The sequence below is a fragment of the Bacillus sp. FJAT-27251 genome (genome assembly GCF_001273925.1).
Lineage (GTDB): Bacteria > Bacillota > Bacilli > Bacillales > Cytobacillaceae > Mesobacillus_B.
Genome location: NZ_LIGG01000001.1, coordinates 956,350 through 977,664, shown reverse-complemented (window position 1 = coordinate 977,664; position 21,315 = coordinate 956,350). Strand labels below are relative to the sequence as shown.

The window sequence follows — 21,315 nt, the reverse complement described above, 5'->3', positions numbered from 1 at the left end:
AAAAAACCTCCTTGAAATTCATCTATATCAAAGGAACCCTTCAACCTTGGTTCCTGTTATACTTTTATATAGCCGCTGACAGCAAAGTTAAACCTGGGTGCTTTTATGGGTAAAGAGAAAAAAATGCGGCAAAGGGGAAGATTTCATGATGGAAAATAGACCGGATAATACTTGGGGCGAACTTTTGCAGGATGAATTCAGCAAGCCTTATTTCCGCGATCTGGAAGGATTTCTGGAAAAGGAATTTGAGGAAAGGACCATCTATCCAGCCAGGGAGAATATATTCAATGCCCTGAAATATACCGATTATGACGAGGTAAAGGTTGTGCTGCTTGGACAGGACCCTTATCATGGTGAGGGACAAGCCCATGGATTGAGCTTTTCCGTCCAGCCAGGTGTGAAAATTCCGCCTTCCTTAAGAAATATTTATAAAGAGCTTCATGAAGATTTGGGATGTGACATTCCAAAAATAGGTTATTTGAAAAAATGGGCCGACCAGGGGGTATTGCTGCTGAACACCGTCCTGACAGTCCGGGAGGGGGAGGCACATTCGCATAAGGGAAAAGGCTGGGAGAAGCTGACCGACCGGGTCATTTCCCTGCTGAACGAACGGGAAACGCCCGTTATTTTCCTGCTATGGGGCCGTCCGGCGCAGAGCAAGATGAAGCTCATTGATAGAGACAGGCACTATATCATCTCATCAGCCCACCCGAGTCCGTTGTCAGCCAGCAGAGGCTTCTTTGGCAGCAAACCATTCTCAAAGATTAATGATTATCTTCGGAATATGGGGGAAAACGAGATTGACTGGCAGATAGAAGAAGGTTGATCTTCGACATGTTCCACGTGAAACATAGAAGATGTTGTTGGTTTTAGATTGTTATCGGAGAATTTTGGCGGGCAGGTTCGAAATTCCAGCTCCATTAAGGTAAAATGGAGAACGGAAGTACAATTGAAGCGTGGTGATGGAATGAATATATCGCTTGAAAAACTGCTGGCAAAAATGGAGGACGAGCTGAAGGGCGCACGAAACGCGGCAACGGACGCCGGAATGCGTGAAAAGATCCATTCGCTGAAAACATTGTGTGAGCTTGTCCTCGATGAACCGAGCCGGGAGCGGCCTGCTGCTGTCCGGACCGAGGCACCTGCTGCGGTGGTGCAGAACATGCAGATTCCTGTTGCGCAAGCCCAGCCTCAGCCACAATACCAGTCGATGCCTAATCAGCAAAAGCGTCTGGAGATGGATAACGAAGCGAATGGCGAGTCACTGTTTGATTTTTAGAGTTTAAACAGGAATGAAACTGGGGGAGAATGAACATGAAAATTTTCATCATAATCGGCGCAGTAAATGCCTTCCTTGCTGTGGCCCTAGGCGCTTTTGGCGCTCATGGCCTCGAGGGGAAGGTAGAGCCCAAGTATCTTGAAACCTGGAAAACCGGGGTGACTTATCAAATGTTCCATGCGGTCGGCATCCTGATCATTGGCGTGCTGGTCGGCAAACTGCCGGCCACCGCTTTGCTGAGTACATCGGGCTGGCTGATGCTCGCAGGAATCATCCTTTTCTCGGGAAGCCTTTATGTGCTTACTCTTACAAAAATCAGCATCCTTGGGGCGATTACCCCGCTCGGCGGGGTAGCCTTCCTGGCAGCCTGGGTGCTTTTGATTATTGCAGCTGTTAAATACCTGTAACGAAAAAGAGTTCCGCGAATCAGCGGAGCTCCTTTTTTATGCCATAAATGTGCGCGCCCTTATCGAGGCGGGTAAACAGCCATGCCGCCGCCTCCGAACGGATAATCATAGTCCAGCTCTTCTTCAAACGTGACATAGTCGAGATACACCATCAGAAGCAGATAGCGCATGCCGGTCTGCGGGTCGCTGAGGATCAGGTGGTCGCGGCCGGCCGCTTCAATGATTCCTTTGAAAATCTTGGAGTTCCATTCTGTGCTTCCTTCAAAACTCATATAAACGGTGGCAAGCTTTCCCCTGTTCAAGCGTAGAATGTTTTCGACATAGGAAGCTTCGGCCGGCAGCATGCCCGGCATCTGGACACCGGGTGCACCAGGCGACATCCCCATTGGAGCGGTGGGCTGGGAGCCTGGAAGCTGCTGGGGGGCCATTTGCTGCTGCCCCGCAGGGAACCCCATCTGACCCATTTGTCCCATTTGCCCTTGCTGCTGGGGCGTATAGCCTTGCGGAAAGGCCCGGTAGTTGTAATATGGAAAGTTTGATTGGCTCATTCTTTTTCCCTCCTGAATGAAAAGTATAAGACCTCAAAACCTATGAAAAATAGGAAGTCTAGCTAGTTCATGTCTATGAGAGGGACGAGGATTTATGACAAGAAAAGCGGAAGCGCCTGTTCAGCCCCGACAAGCGCTGGAGGTCCAGCTGATGAAGTCGGTCTTTGACTTCAACAGCTGGACCGAATTTAGAAAAGCGGAGCCGACTGTAAGGAGCGACAAGCGTAAGACGGAATCCGCAGGAAGGTGTTGTTTGCCTTCTGAAGGATTATGGCTTACGACTCGAGCTCCTAGGAGGCAAAGCCAGACAAGCGACTCGAGGGGCTAGGCGCTGGAGCTGGACAGAAGAAAAGCTCCCGGCATATCTGCAGGGAGCTGGGTGTGAAACTTATTTTACATCAAGGAAAGAAGCGATTCGCTCTTCGCCGAGCAGCACTCCAACGAAGAAGGCGCCGAATTCGCCGTAGCGGGCACTTACTTCATCAAAACGCATTTCGTAGACAAGCTTTTTGAATTGAAGCGGATCGTCCGCAAACAGGGTGACGCCCCACTCGTAATCGTCGAATCCGACAGAGCCTGTAATGATCTGCTTCACTTTGCCGGCATACTGGCGGCCAATCATTCCATGGCTGTACATCAATTTCTTGCGGTCTTCCATCGGAAGCATATACCAGTTGTCATTGCCCTGGCGGCGCTTGTCCATCGGATAGAAGCACACATGGCTCGTTTGCGGCAGCTTAGGATACAGGCGTGCACGCACATGCGGATTCTCATATGGATTTTCACCGTCAGACAGGTAGTTGCTGAGTTCGACGACCGATACATAAGAATGCGCCGGAACGGTAAACTCAGCGAGCTTAGATTTGTTGAATTCGGTTTCAATTTCATTTAATTCTTCCATTGTCGGGCGAAGAATCATCATCATGAAATCCGCTTTCTGGCCGACGACCGTATAGAGGGCATGGCTGCCTTTATCTTCATTCTGGGTGGCATTCCATTTTTCAAGAAGTCCAAGGAATTCATGGATGGCGGCCTGGCGCTCATCGCTAGGGAGCATTTTCCAGGTTGTCCAGTCAACAGTACGGAAATCATGAAGGCAATACCAGCCATCAAGGGTTTTAGCGGCTTCGCTCATAGTGATCACTCCTAGTTATTCATAAATGTACATCCTAACTATATCACAGTTTCCGGATGGTATGAAAAGCACGCGGTTTATACCATGATAAATAAGGATATTCTGTAAAAGGAATGCAGATAGTATAAAGGTGGAAGTGCTCTTAATTCCAATATTCTTAAAACATAAACTTCGAGGGTGTAAGCGGGTTCAACCTTGAATTTTAGCATTGGTAAAGTATGCTAGGAGTGTAGAGATTAAAGGAGGATGTAACATGGGTGACTTATTTACCGGCCTTAAAGAAAAATTGAGTGGACAGAACTTGCGCATCGTGTTTCCCGAGGGCACAGATGAACGGGTATTGCGTGCAGCAGGACGTTTGGCTGCCGATGGCGTATTGATGCCAATTCTGGTTGGCAATATTGAAAGAATCCAGGGTCTTGCAAGAGACTGGGATGTTTCACTTGAAAATGTCGAAATCTATGACCCAAGTTCATTTGCGATGATGGACGAGCTTGTTGCTGCGTTCGTGGAAAGACGGAAAGGGAAAGTGAACGAGGAGCAGGCCCGCCAGATCCTGCTTGATGAAAACTACTTTGGCACCATGCTGGTGTATGCAAACCGTGCGGACGGGCTTGTCAGCGGTGCGGCCCATTCAACCGCCGAAACTGTTAGACCAGCTTTGCAGATTATCAAAACGAAAGAGGGCGTAAAGAAAACTTCCGGCGTGTTCATCATGGTCCGCGACGATGAGAAATACGTGTTTGCCGATTGCGCCATCAATATCTCGCCTGACAGCCAGGACCTAGCCGAGATTGCGGTTGAAAGCGCCAAGACGGCCAGGATGTTCGATATGGAACCGCGCGTGGCGATGCTGAGCTTCTCCACAAAGGGTTCTGCCGTATCCCCGGAAACAGAGAAAGTATCGAAGGCAGTGGAAGAAGCCAAGCTGCGTGATCCGCTGCTAGTGGTCGACGGCGAATTCCAGTTCGATGCAGCTTTCGTACCTTCCGTTGCGGCTAAAAAGGCGCCAACATCACCAATTCAAGGTGATGCGAATGTGTTTGTCTTCCCAAGCCTGGAAGCAGGAAACATCGGCTATAAAATCGCCCAGCGCCTCGGAAACTTCGAAGCGGTCGGGCCAATCCTTCAGGGCTTGAACCGCCCGGTAAACGACCTTTCCCGCGGCTGCAGCGAAGAAGATGTGTACAAGCTTGCATTGATCACAGCGTCCCAGGCGCTAATAAGGTAAAAAAGGTCCAGAGCCGGTTTTCTTAGGAAAGCCGGCTTTTTCTGTGGGCGAGGTTGGAGCCCTTGATGAGGCGCAAAGGCTGGGAGCGGTCACTAATGGGCCTGTTTGGAGCCCGTAGAGAGGCAAAAAGGCGGTTAACGGTCGCCAATGAGCCTTCTTGGTGCCCGAAGAGGAGTTGAAAGGGCATTGAGCGGTCACCAATGAGCCTTCTTGGTGCCCGAAGAGGAGCAAAAAGGGCGGTGAGCGGTCGCCAATGGGCCTTCTAGGTGCCCGTGGAGGAGCGAAAAGGGCATTGAGCGGTCACCAATGAGCCTTCTTGGTGCCCGAAGAGGAGCAAAAAGGCCGGTGAGCGGTCGCCAATGGGCCTTCTTGGTGCCCGGGGAGAAGCGAAAAGGCATTGAGCGGTCGCCAATGAGCCTTCTTGGAGCCCGGATAGAGGCAAAGAAGGCAGAACAGGTAACGTAAAAAGGCAATCATCACCAGCAGGTCCGATGGCATACCAGCAGGGCCCGGAAAGTGCTATAATAATCTGGTTAAGCTTATTTAAAGGAGAATGACAAATGGATGAGGCGCTTAACTTATTGCGTCAGGACCGCTGGCGGCTGATTGACCAGTCTGCAGTCGGCCCGCATTTTCATGCCCTTCAATCGTTTGCCACGGATGACACGCTGTGCGAAGGTGTTGGATCAGGAACATCACCGGCTGCAGCGCGGTCCTGGGTGCACCACCGAACGATTGTGCTGGGCATTCAGGATTCAAAACTGCCTTATTTAAAGGACGGTCTTCAATACCTTGAACAGCAGGGTTACCAATATATTGTCCGCAATTCGGGAGGGCTTGCCGTCGTGCTCGACGAGGGAGTCCTTAATCTTTCGCTAATCCTGCCGGAAGCCGAAAAAGGGATTGACATCAATCGCGGCTATGAAGCGATGTGGCATTTAATTAAACAGATGTTTTCTGATTTTGCTATAGAAATAGAAGCAAGGGAAATTACCGGTTCGTATTGTCCCGGCAGCTACGACCTGAGCATCGGCGGCCGGAAATTCGCCGGCATCTCCCAGCGCCGCCTGAAAAGGGGCGTCGCCGTCCAGATCTATCTTTGCGTGACCGGAAGCGGCAGCGAACGCGCCGAGGTGATCAGGAAGTTTTACGAACTGGGGAAAAAGGGAGAGGCGACAAAGTTTGCCTTTCCGGATATCCAGCCTGAGGTGATGGCCTCGCTATCCGAACTGCTGGGCACGCCGCTTAGCATCCAGGATGTAATGCTTCGCTTCATGACCGTTCTCAGCAAGAACGGCCAGCTTATCCCCGGCCAGCTTTACCCGGAGGAATTCGAACTTTTTACTCGCTATTACGAGCGGATGATCGAGCGGAACAGCCGGTTCTTGCCGGAAGCATAGAAAAGCAAAAGCGCCTTCGGAACAATCTAAAAGCGGATTGTTCCTGCGATGCTTATTCTTGGAAGCCTTTCCTTAGTGTCCAGTCCCGACAAGGGCTGGAGCCGGACAGTAATTGAAAAAAAAACAGGCCGTGAACCTCGTTGGTTTCCACGGCCTGCTTTGGTAGGGGATGGTGCTGCCTTCTCCAAACCTTTTCTATCAAAAATAAGAGATTGCCTTATTCGGCGACTTTTTCGAGGTTGCCGTTGCGGTCCATTTTGAACTTGGTGGCTGAGCGCTCTTCCTCTTCAAACAGCACGAGCTTGCGCGCCCTGTTCATAATCTCGATCAGTGTCTCGTAATCTTCCTGCATCGTTTTCGCTTTGTCCTCGAGCTGCTGGATTTGTTTCTTCAGCTCTTCATTTTCCTTCCGGATTCCAGCCATTTCGCGCTGCAATCTTTCATTCTCGCTCTTGTAGATATCCGCATGGAAAGTGGTACTGTTCATATTCTGCAAAAAGGCGATCACATGGCCAAGTGTCATGCGGCTTTGCTGCTGCATGGCAGGGGCGGGCTGGGAAACCTGCGGCGGCACAGGCTGCTGTTCTTCAGGTTCAGACTCGGAAACTTCCGGGCTCTGGGCTGCGGATGCCGGCTCACTCTCCGAACTGGAATCTTGTAAAAGCATCGACTCTTGCAAATTCTGCAATCCGTCAAGGCCATACTTATCCTGCATTTCCAGCGTGTTCAGCTCAGCTGGCGGCAGTGTCAGCACGGCGGATATTTCGTCCGGCTGGATGCCAATCTCGTCGAGGGTCGGCACCGGCGGGGAATAGAGCAGTTTCTTCTTTCCGCCCTGGTCCTTACCCAATACTCTTTGGCGCTGCTTCCGCTGTTTCTTTGCCAGCTGCAGCGCCTTTTCATAACGGTGGCGGACAACGGCATTCCATCTGAAGCCGCATGCCGCCGATGTGCGGTCAAGCTTGTCACCGACTTCCTCAAAAGCGTTGAGCTGCGTACTTCCTTCTCTCACGTGGCGCAGCACCGTTTCAGCAAGCAATAAATCATTTTCTTCCGTCCAGGCATCCTGGCGAACTTTCATATTTCTTCAACTCCCTGTAAAAATTTGGTCAATGGATGAATGTCTAGTCCAAGCTTGCCCGGATTTTACAAGGTTTATACATTCCTATTAGCAGGATAGTAGATTTTTTCCAGGTTTTTCATAGAGAAATGGAGAGTGTGCCCCTGAATGTACGGAAAAAGGCCCCGGTTGCATCAGGCAGCGATATTATGTAGAATATCCTTTAGCGAGTCCGGCTCGGGATGGGCCGGTGCAACCGTGATTTTTTAGGAGAAAGGGTTGTCCACGATGGCAAATGAATTTCGTGTTTGTGACGACTGCCAGGCCGTTAATATAAAGACGCTGATTCCGAAGCTGAAGGAAAAGGATCCTGAAGCCAAGATTGAAATAGGATGCCAGTCCTACTGCGGACCAGGCCGGAAGAAAACCTTCGCGTTCGTCAACAATCGTCCGGTGGCTGCATTGACAGAGGACGAACTGATGGAAAAGATTGATAAAAAGCTGAAATAAGGAGTCGCCTTTAAGCCGCCGTGTTTAAAGGTGACTTTTTTCATTGAAGGCTCGGAGATTTAAAACTATAAAAATGGCAAAAATTTTCACCAGCTGCGCCATAAGGAATGGAGCCGTTTTTGTAAAAAATTGTAGAAATTTGCAGGATTTCAAGGTGAAGTGAGAGGGAAAAGAGGCTATAATAGATACATGTTAACAAGGGAGCAGAAACCTATGGCGTATTCGGCGGAAAAACTGAATGAAGAAAAGGTGTTTAAAGACCCGGTCCACCGCTACATCCATGTCCGGGACAGGGCGATCTGGGATTTGGTCGGAACGAAGGAATTCCAGCGCCTGCGGCGGATCAAGCAGCTTGGAACCACATATTTGACCTTCCATGGCGCCGAACACAGCCGTTTCAACCACTCGCTTGGCGTCTATGAAATTGTGCGCCGGATCGTGGATACGGTGTTTGCCGGCAGGCCGGAATGGAACGAGGAAGAGAGGCTGCTCAGCCTTTGTGCCGCCCTGCTGCACGATTTGGGCCACGGACCGTTTTCCCATTCGTTCGAGAAGGTGTTTGACCTCGACCATGAGAACTTCACGCGCGCCATCATCCTCGGGGATACCGAAGTGAACAAGGTGCTGACTCGCATCAGTGCTGATTTTCCGAAGAAAGTCGCCGATGTGATTGCCAAGACATATGAAGACAAGCTGGTCGTCAGCCTGATATCCAGCCAGATTGATGCCGACCGCATGGATTATTTGCAGCGCGATGCCTACTTTACCGGCGTCAGCTACGGGCATTTTGACATGGAGCGGATTTTGCGTGTCATGAGGCCGAAGGAAGACCAGGTCGTATTCAAGCAAAGCGGGATGCATGCCGTTGAAGACTACATAATGAGCCGCTACCAAATGTACTGGCAAGTGTATTTCCACCCGGTTACCCGGAGCGCAGAAGTGATCCTGACGAAAATCCTCCACAGAGCGAAGCATCTCCATGAGCAAGGCTATTCCTTCAAGCATATGCCGCTCCACTTTTATTCACTGTTCGAAGACAAGGTGACACTCGAAGACTATCTGAAATTGGACGAAGGCGTTTTCCTTTATTATTTCCAGATTTGGCAAGAGGAAGAGGATGAGGTGTTAAAGGACCTTTGCTGCCGGTTCATCAACCGGAATTTGTTCAAGTATGTCGAGTTTGACCCGGCCAGGGAATATAAGAAGCTGGCAAAGCTGTCACAGCTTTTCGTTGAGGCCGGGATTGACCCTGAGTATTATCTCGTTGTGGATTCATCGTCCGATTTGCCATATGACTTTTACCGTCCGGGGGAGGAAGAAGAGCGCCTGCCAATCCATTTGCAAATGAAGAATGGCGAGCTGCGCGAGCTTTCACGGGAATCCGAAATTGTCGATGCGATTTCCGGCAAACGGCGGACGGACCATAAATTGTACTACCCAGCCGACTTCGTGTCGGGCAGCGAGGAGATTATGAAGCTCCTTGAATTGTAGGCAATGGAGATTAGATACAGGAGTTGACTAGTTTTGTTAAAAGATCATGCTAAAATCATTCATGCGATCGCGCTGTCGGGAGAGGTCATCGGCCGGAAAAAGCTGCAGAAAATGATCTATATTGCCAAGAAAATGAATTTTCCCTTCCAGGAGCGTTTCCAGTTCCATTTTTACGGGCCGTATTCCGAAGAATTGACGCTTCGGGTCGAGGAGCTGTGCAACATGGGTTTCCTGAACGAAGTGAAAGAGCAGAAGGGCGGCTATTACCAGTACCGCTATACGCTGACGGAAGCTGGCGAAGAGTTCCTGGGCGAGCACAGCGTGGACATGCCTTGCCTCGGCGACTGCCTGGGCGACATCAACGGCCAGAATGCCAGATTCCTTGAGCTAGTCTCCACGATTCTGTATTTTGACAGCCTGCCGGAAGACGAAGTGAAGGAAAAGGTGCTGACGGTGAAAAAGAGCCAGAAATACACCGACGAAGAATTCGCGAACGCCTATCAATATATTGAAAATTTGAAGGGAATGGCCAGGCAATAGGGATTGCCTGGTTTTTTTTTGCTGGGGATGGCCTGCAGAACTTGAAATCGGGAATAAATGGAAGGCAATCAGGAATAAATCAACTGAAATCAGGATTAAGTCGAGGTTAATCAGGAATAAATGTAACGTAATCAGGAATAAAACGCGGTTTATCAGGAATAAAATTTATTTGAAAGAGTTCAATACTTTAAAAATATAAAAACCCCTTAAAAAGGGGTTCTACTCGTCGCTCAGCCGCTTTCCGCCTACGGCATAGTGGCTTTTTTCCATTTCTTCGATGAAAACGACGACTTTTTCCTTCGAAGCACCAGTGGTTTCGACAACAGCGTCGGTCACTTTTTCAACAAGCGCCCGCTTTTGATCGTCAGTGCGTCCGGGAAGCATTTTTACGGTTACATATGGCATAATGTTTCCTCCTTGTAATGTTGGATTAATTTGAGTTTTCCATAATTCGGGGAAATGTGCAAGTTTTCCATTTTGGCATGGATAAGGTATACTTGAAGCATCTATGGAACGGGGGAAAATGGCATGTGGTTTTCACTTGAGCAGCTGCCTTATATCGCAGTGACGCTGATTATCGCCTTTACGCTCCACGAACTGGCCCACGCCTATGTGGCCTACAAGTTCGGGGACCCTACTGCGGCCAGGCAGGGGAGACTGACGCTGAATCCGCTCAAACACTTGGATCCAATTGGAACGATCCTGATTTTCATTGCCGGATTCGGCTGGGCGAGGCCAGTGCCGGTGAACCGCTTTTTCTTTAAAAACCCGCGCCTTGCCGGGGTGCTCGTGTCGGTCGCGGGACCGCTGAGCAACTTTCTGCTGGTCGTGCTCGCCTACTTCTTTGTGTATGGCATGGGCGCAGCCGGTCTGGGGGCAGCCATTCCGCCATTTGTGTTTGACTTTCTCGATATTTTCATCTGGCTGAACATCATTCTGTTTGTGTTCAACCTGCTGCCGTTCCCGCCGCTTGACGGCTACCGGATCATTGAGGACCTGGCGCCGGCGGATGTCCGGGCCAAAATGACGCAATACGAAAATTACGGAGTGGTCATTTTCCTTATTCTCGTAATCACGCCGCTCGACCAGTATACGATCCAGCCGATTTTCAGCACGGTGGCTCCGTTCCTGCTCGATGCGCTGCATACATTTTTTCAGTTGTTTTTACGCTAGGAGGTTATCGTGATGGAAGAAAAAAAGAAGAAACCTATTGGATTTAATATCATAAAACCAGATCCGATGGACGGCCACAAAGGGTTTGGGAAGGGCAGCCTGAGCCTTGATAATGTTTCGCCGGTCATCATCGATGTGGAAGCGGGCGATGCACAGGTGGATGTTGGGGCGCTGCATGCCCGCAGTGTGGTGGAAAAGGGGATCAAGTTTCTGCCCAACCGCGATGAAGTCCCGGACGCTAAGCCATACTGGCTCATATGGGTGACCATTGACCGCGGGGAGGAAGGCCCTTATTACGCCGGCGTCACAGCCTGCGAAATGACGGTCAACCGTGAAATCCGCCGCGGTTACAAGTCGCTGCCGGAGCATGTGAACCGACTTGACAAGTCGATCAAACGCCACATCATCGTCGACCAAATGGATGATAAGTCGAAGAAAATCCTCGCCGACTACCTGCGAAACCATGATGCCGGCATGTGGGAAAGGTCAGCTGCAGAATTGAAAACAGGGTTGAATGCAGGGGAGTAAGAGCCGGTTATCAGAATGTTGTTAAAATTCAAACTTGAATTATCTCACTTGCCCAAATCCTAGGAAGAATGTAAACTAATAACAGCGTTGGACACGCGTTTTTAACAAGGACAGGAGACCCCCCGGATTCGGACGTCCGGGGGGTCTCCATTTTTTTGGTCTATTTTCGGGAAAAGCGTTGCTTATTTGTAGTGCTGTTTTTTTATTGTCTGGTGTGCGGATTCTATTGTCCGGTTACGTTGTTCTATTGTCGGGAATCCCGCTTTTATTGTCCGAAAAGCACGTTCTATTGTCCGGAACCACACTTCTATTATCCAATATCCTCATTCTATTAGCCGCAAAACCAATTTTATTAGCTGAACTCCTCAATTATTTGCAGAAAAACCCAAATATTTGCAACACACTAAAAAAGATAATTTTCCTCAAGCTTCCTATCTTCCAAATATTCGCTTATACCAAGGCTTTTTATCACGCTTTTTGTGATGCATTTCTTCGTCCCCTTGAGGATGCTGGTCCAGGTGGTCGGTGCAGTATTCCTGGGGCTCTGTTCCTTCAATAAAATGGGTCAATACCTTGACCGGGCAGCCTTCTGTGGCCAGTTTGCCGTTCTCGGGATTGATGTAGACGCCGACTGTTCCTTTGGCGGCTTTGAATTTTTTTACAGGCTCATCTTTCAGGGCATTTTCCATAAAGGTAAGCCAGATGTTCTTGCTGTAGCCTTTTTCGGCCGGCAGTTCGATTGGTTTCCCTTTATCATAGCCAGTCCAGACGGCGGCCACCAGCTGCGGTGTGTAGCCGATCATCCAGCTGTCCGTATTGGTGGAGCCCGACTTACCGGCATATGGGCGGGAGATTTTATTGGACATCGAGCTTCCTGTCACGGAGGCGTAGCCATTCAGATTTTCATCGAACATCCCGGTCATCATATGGTTCATCACCGAAGCGAGCTCCGGCTGCAGCACATGTTCGCCAACAGGTTCATGCTCGTAAATCACGTCGCCATTATGGCTTTCGACCCGCTGGATCAGGACGGGGTCCAGCTGTTTGCCGCCATTGGCGAGCATGCTGTAGGCATTGGCCATTTCGATTACTCGGACGCCAGAGGTGCCGAGCGCAAGGGAAGGGACCTCTTCCATTTCCGTTTTGATGCCAAACCTTTTCGCTGTTTCCGGAAGCACATCTTCTCCAAGGAACAGATGCGTCTTCACGGCATAGACATTGTCCGACAAGGCCAGGGCCTGTGCCATCGTGATGTCGCCGTCCGCATACTTATTGTTGAAATTATGCGGCGTATAATCAACCGTGCCGTCTTCAAAACGGAAGGTCGTCATTTCGCTTTTCATCATTGTTGCCGGCGTGAAGCCTTGCTCAAGGGCCGCGTAATACAAAATCGGCTTGATTGTCGAGCCTGGCTGGCGCACGGCCTGGGTCGCCCGGTTAAAAGAACTCTCTTCATAGCTGCGGCCTCCGACAAGTGCTTTGACATGGCCGGTTTTCGGGTCCATGGCGATAAACCCGGTCTGGATTTCCGAGTCCTTCGAGATCACGTTCTCCACCGCCTGTTCAGCGATCTCCTGCTGCTCGAGGTTCAGTGTCGTGTACACCTTCAGCCCGCCAAGCTCGATTGTGCGGTCATCAAGTCCCAGTCCATTTTTAAGAGCCTGGCGCACGGCATCCTGGAAATAGGGGGCCTGGCCCAGAATCTCCCGGTGCTGACCAACCAGCACCAGCTCCTCGGCGGCCGCTTTTTCGGCACGCTCCCTGTTGATATACTCTTTGGAGACCATCGCGCGCAGCACGGTTTCCTGGCGGCTTTCCGCTTTTTCAAGCGAAGCGAATGGCGAGTAGATGCCCGGGCCCTTGGGAATCCCGGCGAGCATCGAGGCCTCGGCCAGGGAGAGGTCGCGGGCGTCCTTGCCAAAATAATACTGGCTGGCGGCCTGGACACCGTAGGCGCCATTTCCGTAATAAATCGTATTTAAATAGCCTTCAAGAATTTCATTTTTCGAGTAATTGACCTCAAGGCGGAAGGCATAGAAAGCTTCCGCGATTTTCCGCCTCCACGTTTTGTCATGCCCGAGGTAAAGGTTCCTGGCGTACTGCTGGGTGATCGTGCTCGCTCCCTGCACCTTGGACATCGCTTTTATGTCGGCAATCACGGCGCCGGCAATCCGTTTATAATCAAACCCGCTATGCGCGTAGAAATTCCGGTCTTCAATCGAGATGGTCGCCTTCACCAGCTCAGGTGAAATTTCCTTGAGCGGGACCCAGTAACGCTTCTGGCCATTGTGGCTTTCGCCAATCACCGTGCCGTCATCCGCCATGTACAAAGTCGACTGGGGCACGGCAAGCGGCGGCGGGCCAAGCAGCTTCACATAGCCAATCAACAGGAAATAGGCAAGCATCCCGACAGCCGCGGCAATCAGGCCAATAAAAAGCAGCGCACGAAGAATCTTCGCACTCTTCCTGAACCGCTGGTTAGTCATCAGTTCCATAGCTTGCAACCCCCTTGAAGGATAAAAAGATAATATTATCCATTATGAAAGAGTTTGGCCTCTTTTAAACGCTGGGAAAATATTAATATTGACATTTTTAAAAATTGCTTGCATTTTCGCGTGATTCAACTATACTTTTTCTGTGTTTGTCTCCAGAAATTAATGTTTTTTATTGACAGCATGKGGAAACATAAACTGGAAGAGCAGTATTTATGAACGAGACTTTTAACCGAAAGGAATGAAAATAAAATGGGTCTTTGGTTTACAGAAAAGCAGACTGAGAACTTTGGAATTACAATGAAGGTGAACCGCACGTTACATACAGAACAAACTGATTTCCAAAAGCTTGATATGGTAGAAACAGAAGAGTGGGGCAATTTGCTTCTGCTTGACGGCATGGTCATGACTTCGGTCAAAGATGAATTCGTCTACCACGAAATGGTGGCGCATGTTCCATTGTTTACGCATCCAAACCCTGAGAACGTCCTTGTTGTCGGCGGCGGCGATGGCGGTGTCATCCGTGAAGTGCTGAAGCACCCTAGCGTGAAAAAGGCGACACTTGTCGACATCGATGGAAAGGTCATCGAGTATTCCAAGAAATTTCTACCGGAAATCGCCGGCAAGCTTGACGATCCGCGCGTGGATGTACAGGTGGATGACGGCTTCATGCATATCGCGAAAAGTGAAAATGAGTACGATGTAATCATGGTTGATTCCACCGAGCCTGTTGGCCCTGCAGTCAATCTGTTCACCAAAGGCTTTTATGCTGGCATCTCCAAGGCACTCAAGGAAGACGGCATCTTTGTTGCGCAGTCGGACAACCCTTGGTTCAAGGCTGACCTGATCCGCGATGTGCAAAGGGATGTAAAAGAAATCTTCCCAATCACACGCCTTTATATTGCGAACATCCCGACTTATCCAAGCGGCATGTGGGCGTTCACGATCGGCAGCAAAAAGTATGATCCGCTGGAAGTGAGCGAAGACCGTTTCCACGACATCGAGACAAAGTATTATACAAAAGAACTTCACAAAGCTGCATTTGTTCTGCCTAAATTCGTCGGCGACCTTGTGAAGTAAGGAAAGAGGGTTTAGCATGCGTTTTGATGAAGCTTATTCTGGCAATGTGTTTATCGGGATGAATTCCGATTTTGATGAAAGCAAGGTCGTTCTGTACGGTATGCCGATGGATTGGACCGTCAGCTACCGCCCGGGTTCCCGCTTCGGCCCGGCGCGCATCCGCGAGGTGTCGATCGGCCTGGAGGAGTACAGCCCGTACCTCGACCGCGAGCTGGCAGATGTGAAGTATTTTGATGCCGGCGACATTCCGCTGCCGTTCGGCAATCCGCAGAAAAGCCTTGATATCATTGAGGATTTCGTTGGCAAGCTGATGGCGGAAGACAAGTTTCCGCTTGGCATGGGCGGGGAGCATCTTGTGTCCTGGCCGGTCATGAAGGCTGTTAGTGAGAAGTACAAGGACCTCGCCATCATCCATATGGACGCCCATACTGATTTGCGTGAGCATTATGAAGGCGAACCGCTTTCGCATTCGACGCCAATCCGCAAGATTGCCGAAAAGATTGGGCCGGAGAATGTCTATTCGTTTGGAATCCGCTCTGGTATGAAGGAAGAATTCGAATGGGCCAAAAACGCTGGCATGCATATATCCAAGTTCGAGGTGCTTGAGCCGTTGAAGGAAATCTTGCCGAAGCTGGCCGGCCGCCCGGTTTATGTGACCATCGACATTGACGTTTTGGATCCGGCGCATGCTCCAGGCACAGGCACGGTGGATGCAGGCGGCATCACATCGAAGGAGCTTCTGGCTTCGATCCACGAAATTGCCCGCTCACAAGTGAACGTCGTCGGCGCCGACCTTGTCGAAGTCGCGCCAATCTACGACCACTCCGAGCAGACAGCCAACACCGCCAGCAAGCTCATCCGTGAAATGATGCTGGGGTTTGTTAAGTAATCTAGAAAAGCGGAAGCGCCTTGTTCAGCCCCGACAAGCGCTGGAGGTCCAACTGATGAAGTCGTTCTTTGACTTCAACAGTTGGACCGAATTAGAAAGGCGGAGCCGACAGTTAGGAGCGACAAGCGTAAGACAGAATCCGCAGGAAGGCGTTTTTTGCCTTCTGAAGGATTATGGCTTACGACTCGAGCTCCTAGGAGGCATAGCCAGACAAGCGACTCGAGCTGCTCAAAGCTACGCTTCTCGCAAGATACTCGAAGAAGTTCATTCAAGGATGAAAACTGGCTAGGCGCTGGAGCTGGACAGTTATCTAACTATTTTACGTAAATACTTGTCTTACAAGATAAGACTGGTTCCATTTGGTGGGACCGGTTTTTTTATTATGAAAATAAGGATATAATTTTTTAGTGTGGTGTTGTCTTGCAAATAGGAAAAATGCAATTAGTGAGGCTTGTTGGAGCCTGAATTTGCCGCTTGAGAGGGAAGACGGTCACCAATGAGGCTTATTGGAACCCAGATCGGCTGGTTGAAAAGGAAAACGGTCTCCAATGAGGTTTGTTGGAGCCCGAAACAGCTGGTTGAAAAGGAAGACGGTCACTAGTGAGGCTTGTTGGAGCCTGAATTTGCGGCTTGAGAGGGAAGACGGTCACCAATGAGGCTTATTGGAACCCAGATCGGCTGGTTGAAAAGGAAATCGGTCACCAATGAAGACGATTGGAGCCTTCACCGGCTGCTCCAAAGGAGAACCGGTCGCCAATGTCTGAATATACAGGCTTGAGATTTTCCCAGCGAATATTTATACTATTGGTTTATAATAGAAAAGAAAAGCGGAAGCGCCTCGATGGGCTAGGCGCTGGAGCCGGACAGTTATCTAAGTGCAGAAAATCAACTTTTATTATGATCTAAAAGGATGTGTTGACGTGGCGACGAGGCCCGCGGACCAGAGTCCTGTGAAAGTGAAGGTGACAACGGCCATTGATGACGGACAGCAAAAGGAGACTTTTGAACTGACCACTTTTGGCCGATATTATAAAAAGGGAAGCAGTTCGTATCTGCAATACGACGAGATGATGGAGGATGGCACGGTGCACACGACCGTGAAGATCAAGGACCGTGAAGTGCTGATTCTCCGGTCGGGTGCGGTCTCCATGCGGCTGCATTTTCTGCTGGATAAAAGAACGCCGGGGAACTACCAGTCTCCCTATGGCCTTCTGCAGACGGAGGCGGATACAAGGCGGATGGATATCGATTTTAATGAAGAAAGCGCAGAAGGCAATATTGAAATTTTATACGAATTCATCATCCAGGGTTCGCCTGCAGGTACATACCAGATGAACATCGATTACAAGGAGGAGCGGAAATGAACATAGTCGAGCAAGTCCAGAACAAGCTCAAGGAAGAAATCAAACAAGCCGTTTTGAAAGCGGGTCTTGCACAGGAAGAGCAGATCCCGTCCGTTGTGCTCGAGCTGCCAAAGGAAAAGGCGCACGGCGACTATTCGACCAATATGGCGATGCAGCTGGCGCGCGTTGCCAAGAAGCCGCCGCGCAAGATTGCCGAAGAGCTGGTTGAGAGCTTTGATAAAAGCAAGGCATCGATTGAGATAATTGAGATCGCCGGACCTGGCTTCATCAATTTTTATATGAACAACAGCTATCTGACCGACCTGATTCCAACGATTCTGGAAGCTGGGTCCAAGTACGGGGAAACCAATGTCGGGGCCGGCGAGAAAATCCAGGTGGAGTTTGTTTCCGCGAACCCGACCGGCGACCTTCATCTTGGCCATGCGCGCGGCGCTGCAGTAGGGGATTCCCTTTGTAATGTGCTTGCGAAAGCTGGCTATGATGTGTCGCGCGAATACTACATCAATGATGCCGGCAACCAGATCAACAATCTGGCTTTGTCTGTTGAAGCCCGCTACTTCCAGGCGCTTGGCCAAGACAGGGAAATGCCTGCGGACGGCTACCATGGCGCTGATATTGTCGGCATTGGGAAAAAGCTGGCGGAAGAGCATGGCGATAAATTCGTCAACATGCCGGACGAGCAGCGTTTCGAGACGTTCCGCGACTACGGCCTGAAATATGAAATGGAAAAGCTGAAGCGGGATCTTGAAAACTTCCGTGTGAGCTTTGATGTCTGGTATTCGGAAACGTCGCTGTACCAGAACGGCAAGATTGATACGGCACTCGCCGCTTTGCGTGAAAAAGGCCATATCTATGAAGAAGACGGGGCAACCTGGTTCCGCTCGACTACGTTCGGCGATGACAAGGACCGCGTTCTTATCAAGCAGGACGGCTCCTACACGTACTTACTTCCAGATATTGCCTATCACAAGGACAAGCTTGAGCGCGGCTTTGAAAAGCTGATTAACATCTGGGGCGCCGACCACCATGGCTATATCCCGCGGATGAAGGCAGCGATCCAGGCGCTTGGCTATGAAGGCGATGCGCTGGAGGTAGAAATCATCCAGCTGGTTCATCTTTATAAGAACGGTGAAAAGATGAAGATGAGCAAGCGGACCGGAAAAGCGGTGACGATGCGCGACCTGATCGAAGAAGTCGGTCTTGATGCGACACGCTATTTCTTCGCGATGCGCAGCGCGGATACGCATATGGACTTTGATTTGGACCTGGCGGTGTCCCAGTCCAATGACAACCCGGTTTACTATGCGCAGTACGCCCATGCGCGGATTTGCAGCATCCTGCGTGCAGCGGAAGAGCAGGGCTTTACGGTCGACGAAAAGGCTGATTTCAGCCTGGTTGGCGCAGAGAAAGAGGTTGATTTGCTGAAGAAGCTTGGCGAGTTCCCGCAGGCGGTGGCCGAAGCGGCCGTGAAGCGCGTGCCTCATCGCGTGACCAACTACATCTTTGAACTGGCCTCCGCGTTCCACAGCTTCTACAATGCGGAAAAAGTGCTGGATGTTGAGGAGAAGGATCGCACAGCTGCACGTTTGGGACTGGTGCAATCCGTTCAAATCACCTTGAAAAATGCTTTGAGCTTGATTGGAGTTTCAGCTCCGGAGAAAATGTAAAACAGAAAGAAGCCTTCTCGCAATGAGAAGGCTTTTTTGTGCTGTGAAATCAGCTACCACAGGTGGATTTTGCTTTTAATCCTGATAGGCTTCAAGATAATCCTGATATGTTCCAATTTAATCCTGATTTCCCCCGGTTTAATCCTGATAGGCGGCAATATAATCCTGATTTGTAGTCTTTTATTCCTGATATTATACTTTTACTCCTGACCACACAGGGCTGGAATAAACCCATCCTATTTCCACTCCAAAACCCCTCCGCCAATCCGCTTGACGCCGCGAATCTTTGCCAAATCCTCGACCAGTTGCAGGCAGGCCTGGTCTTTGCGCTTTGCTTCGATCATAAAATCGACGTCGGCACCGATTCGGCGCAGCACTTCGAGCAGGGGCTGCAGGAACTCTGGGTCGACATAATCGGCATGCGAGCGGTAGGCCTTCTCCGTTTTAGGAGATGAGATGTGGATTTTGGGCCGCAGTCCAATCCGTTCCCATGTGGCGAAGCCGGCGGTCAGGAGGTCCTCAAGGTCCATAGTGCCGGGGTTGGCCATATGGTGGTGATAATCGAACATCAGCGGCACATTTTCTTTTTGGCATGCCGCGAGGGTTTCGTCGCCATGATAGGTTTTATCATCGTTTTCAAGCGTCATCCGCTCTTTGATGTTTAATGGAAGCTTCTTCAGGTTCTCATGAAACCGGAGGATGGTTTCCTCCTTGTTGCCGTAAGCCCCGCCGATATGGATGTTGAGGACGCCGTCGTTTTCAAGGCCCATCGCTTGAAGCATGCTGTAATGGTATTCCATGTCGATGACGGCATTGTCTGTCACCTCCGGCCGGGGTGAGGTGAACAGGGTGTATTGGTTGGGATGGAAGCTCGTCCTGAGCCCATTTTCCCTGACGAGTGCCCCGATTTCCCGCCACTGGTCCAAAAACGGGCTCACAAAATCCCATTGGACCTCGGGGTGGGTGGCCAGCGGGGCGATCGAGCTTGAAAACCGGTAAAGCGGCAGGCCGTATGCCAGGTTGTAATAAATCATTCTCTTTGTGCTTTCGAGATTGGAGCGCGTGATTCTGTGCAGCTTGTCGAGACGCTCTTCCTTTGGCATCTGGCCATAGCGGGCGAAGGTCATCGTGCGGGAAGGAGATGCTTCCCAAAGGGAAATCGCTGTTGATACATAACCAAACCGTATAATCATCATAATACCTCTTTATTTTTATAAAAAATAGGATACGGTGCGCGCCGCCCGCTCCTTCATGCTGCGGAAAGGGTTGAAGCCGTTTAGTTCGTGCTGGTTGATCGACTCCGAATCGAGAAGGTCCTGGCGCAAAATGCTGTTGACCTTCGAGATGAAGGCCTGGTCATAGATCAGGCAGTTCAATTCCAGGTTCAGGAACATGCTGCGCTGGTCAAAATTCGCCGTGCCAATATCGCAAATCTTATCGTCAATTACCATCACCTTGGCGTGGTAAAACCCTTTTTGGTATTGATGGATTTCAGCGCCATGCTTTATCATTACCCGCAAATAAGGATACGAAGCTTCTTTTACTAAAATATGGTCGGCCTTGAAGGGTACCAGCAGCTTAACCTTTATGCCCTTGTCCATGCAGCTTAGCAGCTCTTCGAATATCCGGCGGCTTGGGATGAAATAGGGAGTCCCGATGAAAATCGACTTTTCCGCTTTTTGGATCAGGTTGAACAAGATGTCCTCGAGCATCTGCCCTTCGGAAGGCAGAAACTGCTGGCGGATGCCCCCCTTTTCCAGTTCCGGAAAATAGGTTTTGTTTTGCAGCAGGTTAATGCGGGAGGCCAGTTTCCAGTCCAAAAGAAATTCTGTCTGCAGATCTTGGACTCCTTCTCCCGTTACTTTAAGATGGTAATCCCTCCACGGGGACAGCTTCTTTTCGAGATCGATGTACTCCTTGCCAATATTGAAGCCACCGGTATAGCCGATCTTTCCGTCGATAATGGTGATTTTGCGGTGATTGCGCACCTGGGATGTATAAAAGAGGAAGGGCAGGCTTGGCTTGCGGCTGAAAGCAAACTCTGCGCCGCTTTCTCTGAGCTGCCTGATTGCTTTGCGGGAAAGGGTGGCCCCGACCCAGTCGACCATCAGCCGTACTTCGACGCCATCTTTTGCCTTTGCCTGCAGGATGGACAGGAACTCCTTGCTGAAGGTGTCGTTTTTTACAATATAGAAAAGAACGTGAATGTGGTGTTTTGCCTGCCTGAGTTCATCAAAGTAGTCAGTGAACAGTTCAGGCCCATGGGTAAAAATGTTGAGGTTGCTGTTTCGGATTGGGAAGTGTTTTTTATTGACCTGGTCAAGGTGATGCTTTCTCCCGATCTTGAAATCAAGCGCCAGCAGCAGGATCAAGCCCGCGATTGCGCCTAAAATCCAATAAGCAAGTTCCACAGCAGTCCCGCTCCTTTTAGTAAATTTTCCTTAGTGTTACCGAAACAGAAGGAGATATGACTTTTTAACCAATTTTTCCTTTCATGAAAAGACAAGCGAATTTTTTGTGA

General features: G+C 50.1%; 21 protein-coding genes. 14 read left to right on the top strand and 7 right to left on the bottom strand.

The window, feature by feature from the left end:
- Positions 1–148 precede the first annotated feature (148 nt).
- From ADU22_RS04550 to ADU22_RS04540, 3 genes are all read left to right on the top strand, one after another.
- Complete coding sequence (locus ADU22_RS04550; protein ID WP_053364465.1) at positions 149–826, top strand: uracil-DNA glycosylase; 678 nt, start codon at positions 149–151, stop codon at positions 824–826.
- Positions 827–949: 123 nt separating this feature from the next.
- A complete protein-coding gene (locus tag ADU22_RS04545; RefSeq protein WP_053361117.1) occupies positions 950–1,279 on the top strand; it encodes a YwdI family protein in 330 nt (109 codons plus the stop codon).
- 35 nt (positions 1,280–1,314) lie between these two features.
- The gene (locus tag ADU22_RS04540; protein ID WP_053361116.1) at positions 1,315–1,686 is read left to right on the top strand and encodes a DUF423 domain-containing protein; all 372 of its coding nucleotides are present in this window, start codon (positions 1,315–1,317) and stop codon (positions 1,684–1,686) included.
- A gap of 59 nt (positions 1,687–1,745) precedes the next feature.
- Here ADU22_RS04540 and gerQ read toward each other — a convergent pair whose 3' ends face one another.
- Positions 1,746–2,234: a spore coat protein GerQ gene (gerQ, locus tag ADU22_RS04535; RefSeq protein ID WP_053361115.1), complete on the bottom strand. Its 489-nt coding sequence runs from the start codon at positions 2,232–2,234 to the stop codon at positions 1,746–1,748.
- Positions 2,235–2,622: 388 nt separating this feature from the next.
- Entirely contained in the window at positions 2,623–3,369 is a 747-nt protein-coding gene (gene hemQ, locus ADU22_RS04530) for a hydrogen peroxide-dependent heme synthase (RefSeq protein ID WP_053361114.1), read from the bottom strand.
- Between the two features lie 253 nt (positions 3,370–3,622).
- Between hemQ and pta the strand changes: the two genes are divergently transcribed.
- A complete protein-coding gene (gene pta, locus ADU22_RS04525; protein ID WP_053361113.1) occupies positions 3,623–4,600 on the top strand; it encodes a phosphate acetyltransferase in 978 nt (325 codons plus the stop codon).
- A 560-nt stretch (positions 4,601–5,160) separates the two neighbouring features.
- Positions 5,161–6,000 carry an octanoyl-[GcvH]:protein N-octanoyltransferase gene (gene lipL / locus ADU22_RS04520; protein WP_053361112.1) on the top strand — a complete coding sequence of 280 codons (840 nt, stop codon included), beginning with the start codon at positions 5,161–5,163 and terminating at the stop codon, positions 5,998–6,000.
- A gap of 217 nt (positions 6,001–6,217) precedes the next feature.
- On the opposite strand, the gene ADU22_RS04515 is transcribed toward lipL, so the two are convergent.
- Positions 6,218–7,081 carry an RsfA family transcriptional regulator gene (locus ADU22_RS04515; protein ID WP_053361111.1) on the bottom strand — a complete coding sequence of 288 codons (864 nt, stop codon included), beginning with the start codon at positions 7,079–7,081 and terminating at the stop codon, positions 6,218–6,220.
- Between the two features lie 267 nt (positions 7,082–7,348).
- Here ADU22_RS04515 and ADU22_RS04510 point away from each other — a divergent pair, with 267 nt between their 5' ends.
- The 3 genes from ADU22_RS04510 (at position 7,349) to ADU22_RS04500 (ending at position 9,601) form a co-directional block, all read left to right on the top strand.
- A complete protein-coding gene (locus tag ADU22_RS04510) occupies positions 7,349–7,570 on the top strand; it encodes a YuzB family protein (protein WP_046523891.1) in 222 nt (73 codons plus the stop codon).
- 213 nt (positions 7,571–7,783) lie between these two features.
- Positions 7,784–9,061 (top strand): HD domain-containing protein, encoded by a 1,278-nt coding sequence (locus ADU22_RS04505; protein WP_053361110.1) that lies wholly within the window; start codon positions 7,784–7,786, stop codon positions 9,059–9,061.
- Between the two features lie 33 nt (positions 9,062–9,094).
- Positions 9,095–9,601: a YwgA family protein gene (locus ADU22_RS04500; RefSeq protein WP_053361109.1), complete on the top strand. Its 507-nt coding sequence runs from the start codon at positions 9,095–9,097 to the stop codon at positions 9,599–9,601.
- A gap of 219 nt (positions 9,602–9,820) precedes the next feature.
- Here the strand turns inward: ADU22_RS04500 and thmT are convergent, their stop codons facing one another.
- A complete protein-coding gene (thmT, locus tag ADU22_RS04495) occupies positions 9,821–10,006 on the bottom strand; it encodes a 2-hydroxymuconate tautomerase (protein WP_053361108.1) in 186 nt (61 codons plus the stop codon).
- A 123-nt stretch (positions 10,007–10,129) separates the two neighbouring features.
- Here thmT and ADU22_RS04490 point away from each other — a divergent pair, with 123 nt between their 5' ends.
- Complete coding sequence (locus ADU22_RS04490; protein ID WP_053361107.1) at positions 10,130–10,774, top strand: site-2 protease family protein; 645 nt, start codon at positions 10,130–10,132, stop codon at positions 10,772–10,774.
- Between the two features lie 12 nt (positions 10,775–10,786).
- Entirely contained in the window at positions 10,787–11,302 is a 516-nt protein-coding gene (locus tag ADU22_RS04485; protein ID WP_053361106.1) for a YwhD family protein, read from the top strand.
- A 431-nt stretch (positions 11,303–11,733) separates the two neighbouring features.
- Here ADU22_RS04485 and ADU22_RS04480 read toward each other — a convergent pair whose 3' ends face one another.
- On the bottom strand, positions 11,734–13,797 hold the full coding sequence (locus ADU22_RS04480; RefSeq protein ID WP_053361105.1) for a transglycosylase domain-containing protein: 2,064 nt from the start codon (positions 13,795–13,797) through the stop codon (positions 11,734–11,736).
- A 249-nt stretch (positions 13,798–14,046) separates the two neighbouring features.
- On the opposite strand from ADU22_RS04480, the gene speE reads away from it, so the two are divergent.
- From speE to argS, 4 genes are all read left to right on the top strand, one after another.
- Complete coding sequence (speE, locus tag ADU22_RS04475) at positions 14,047–14,874, top strand: spermidine synthase (protein WP_053361104.1); 828 nt, start codon at positions 14,047–14,049, stop codon at positions 14,872–14,874.
- A 16-nt stretch (positions 14,875–14,890) separates the two neighbouring features.
- Positions 14,891–15,763, top strand: coding sequence for an agmatinase (gene speB, locus ADU22_RS04470; protein ID WP_053361103.1), 873 nt, complete (start codon positions 14,891–14,893; stop codon positions 15,761–15,763).
- A 920-nt stretch (positions 15,764–16,683) separates the two neighbouring features.
- A complete protein-coding gene (locus ADU22_RS04460) occupies positions 16,684–17,127 on the top strand; it encodes a YwiB family protein (protein ID WP_053361101.1) in 444 nt (147 codons plus the stop codon).
- On the top strand, positions 17,124–18,794 hold the full coding sequence (gene argS / locus ADU22_RS04455; protein WP_053361100.1) for an arginine--tRNA ligase: 1,671 nt from the start codon (positions 17,124–17,126) through the stop codon (positions 18,792–18,794). The genes ADU22_RS04460 and argS overlap by 4 nt, the downstream gene beginning before the upstream one ends.
- A 236-nt stretch (positions 18,795–19,030) precedes the next feature.
- Here the strand turns inward: argS and uvsE are convergent, their stop codons facing one another.
- Positions 19,031–19,987, bottom strand: coding sequence for a UV DNA damage repair endonuclease UvsE (gene uvsE / locus ADU22_RS04450; RefSeq protein ID WP_053361099.1), 957 nt, complete (start codon positions 19,985–19,987; stop codon positions 19,031–19,033).
- Positions 19,988–20,005: 18 nt separating this feature from the next.
- Positions 20,006–21,205, bottom strand: coding sequence for a cardiolipin synthase (gene cls, locus ADU22_RS04445; RefSeq protein WP_053361098.1), 1,200 nt, complete (start codon positions 21,203–21,205; stop codon positions 20,006–20,008).
- Between the last annotated feature and the right edge of the window lie 110 nt (positions 21,206–21,315).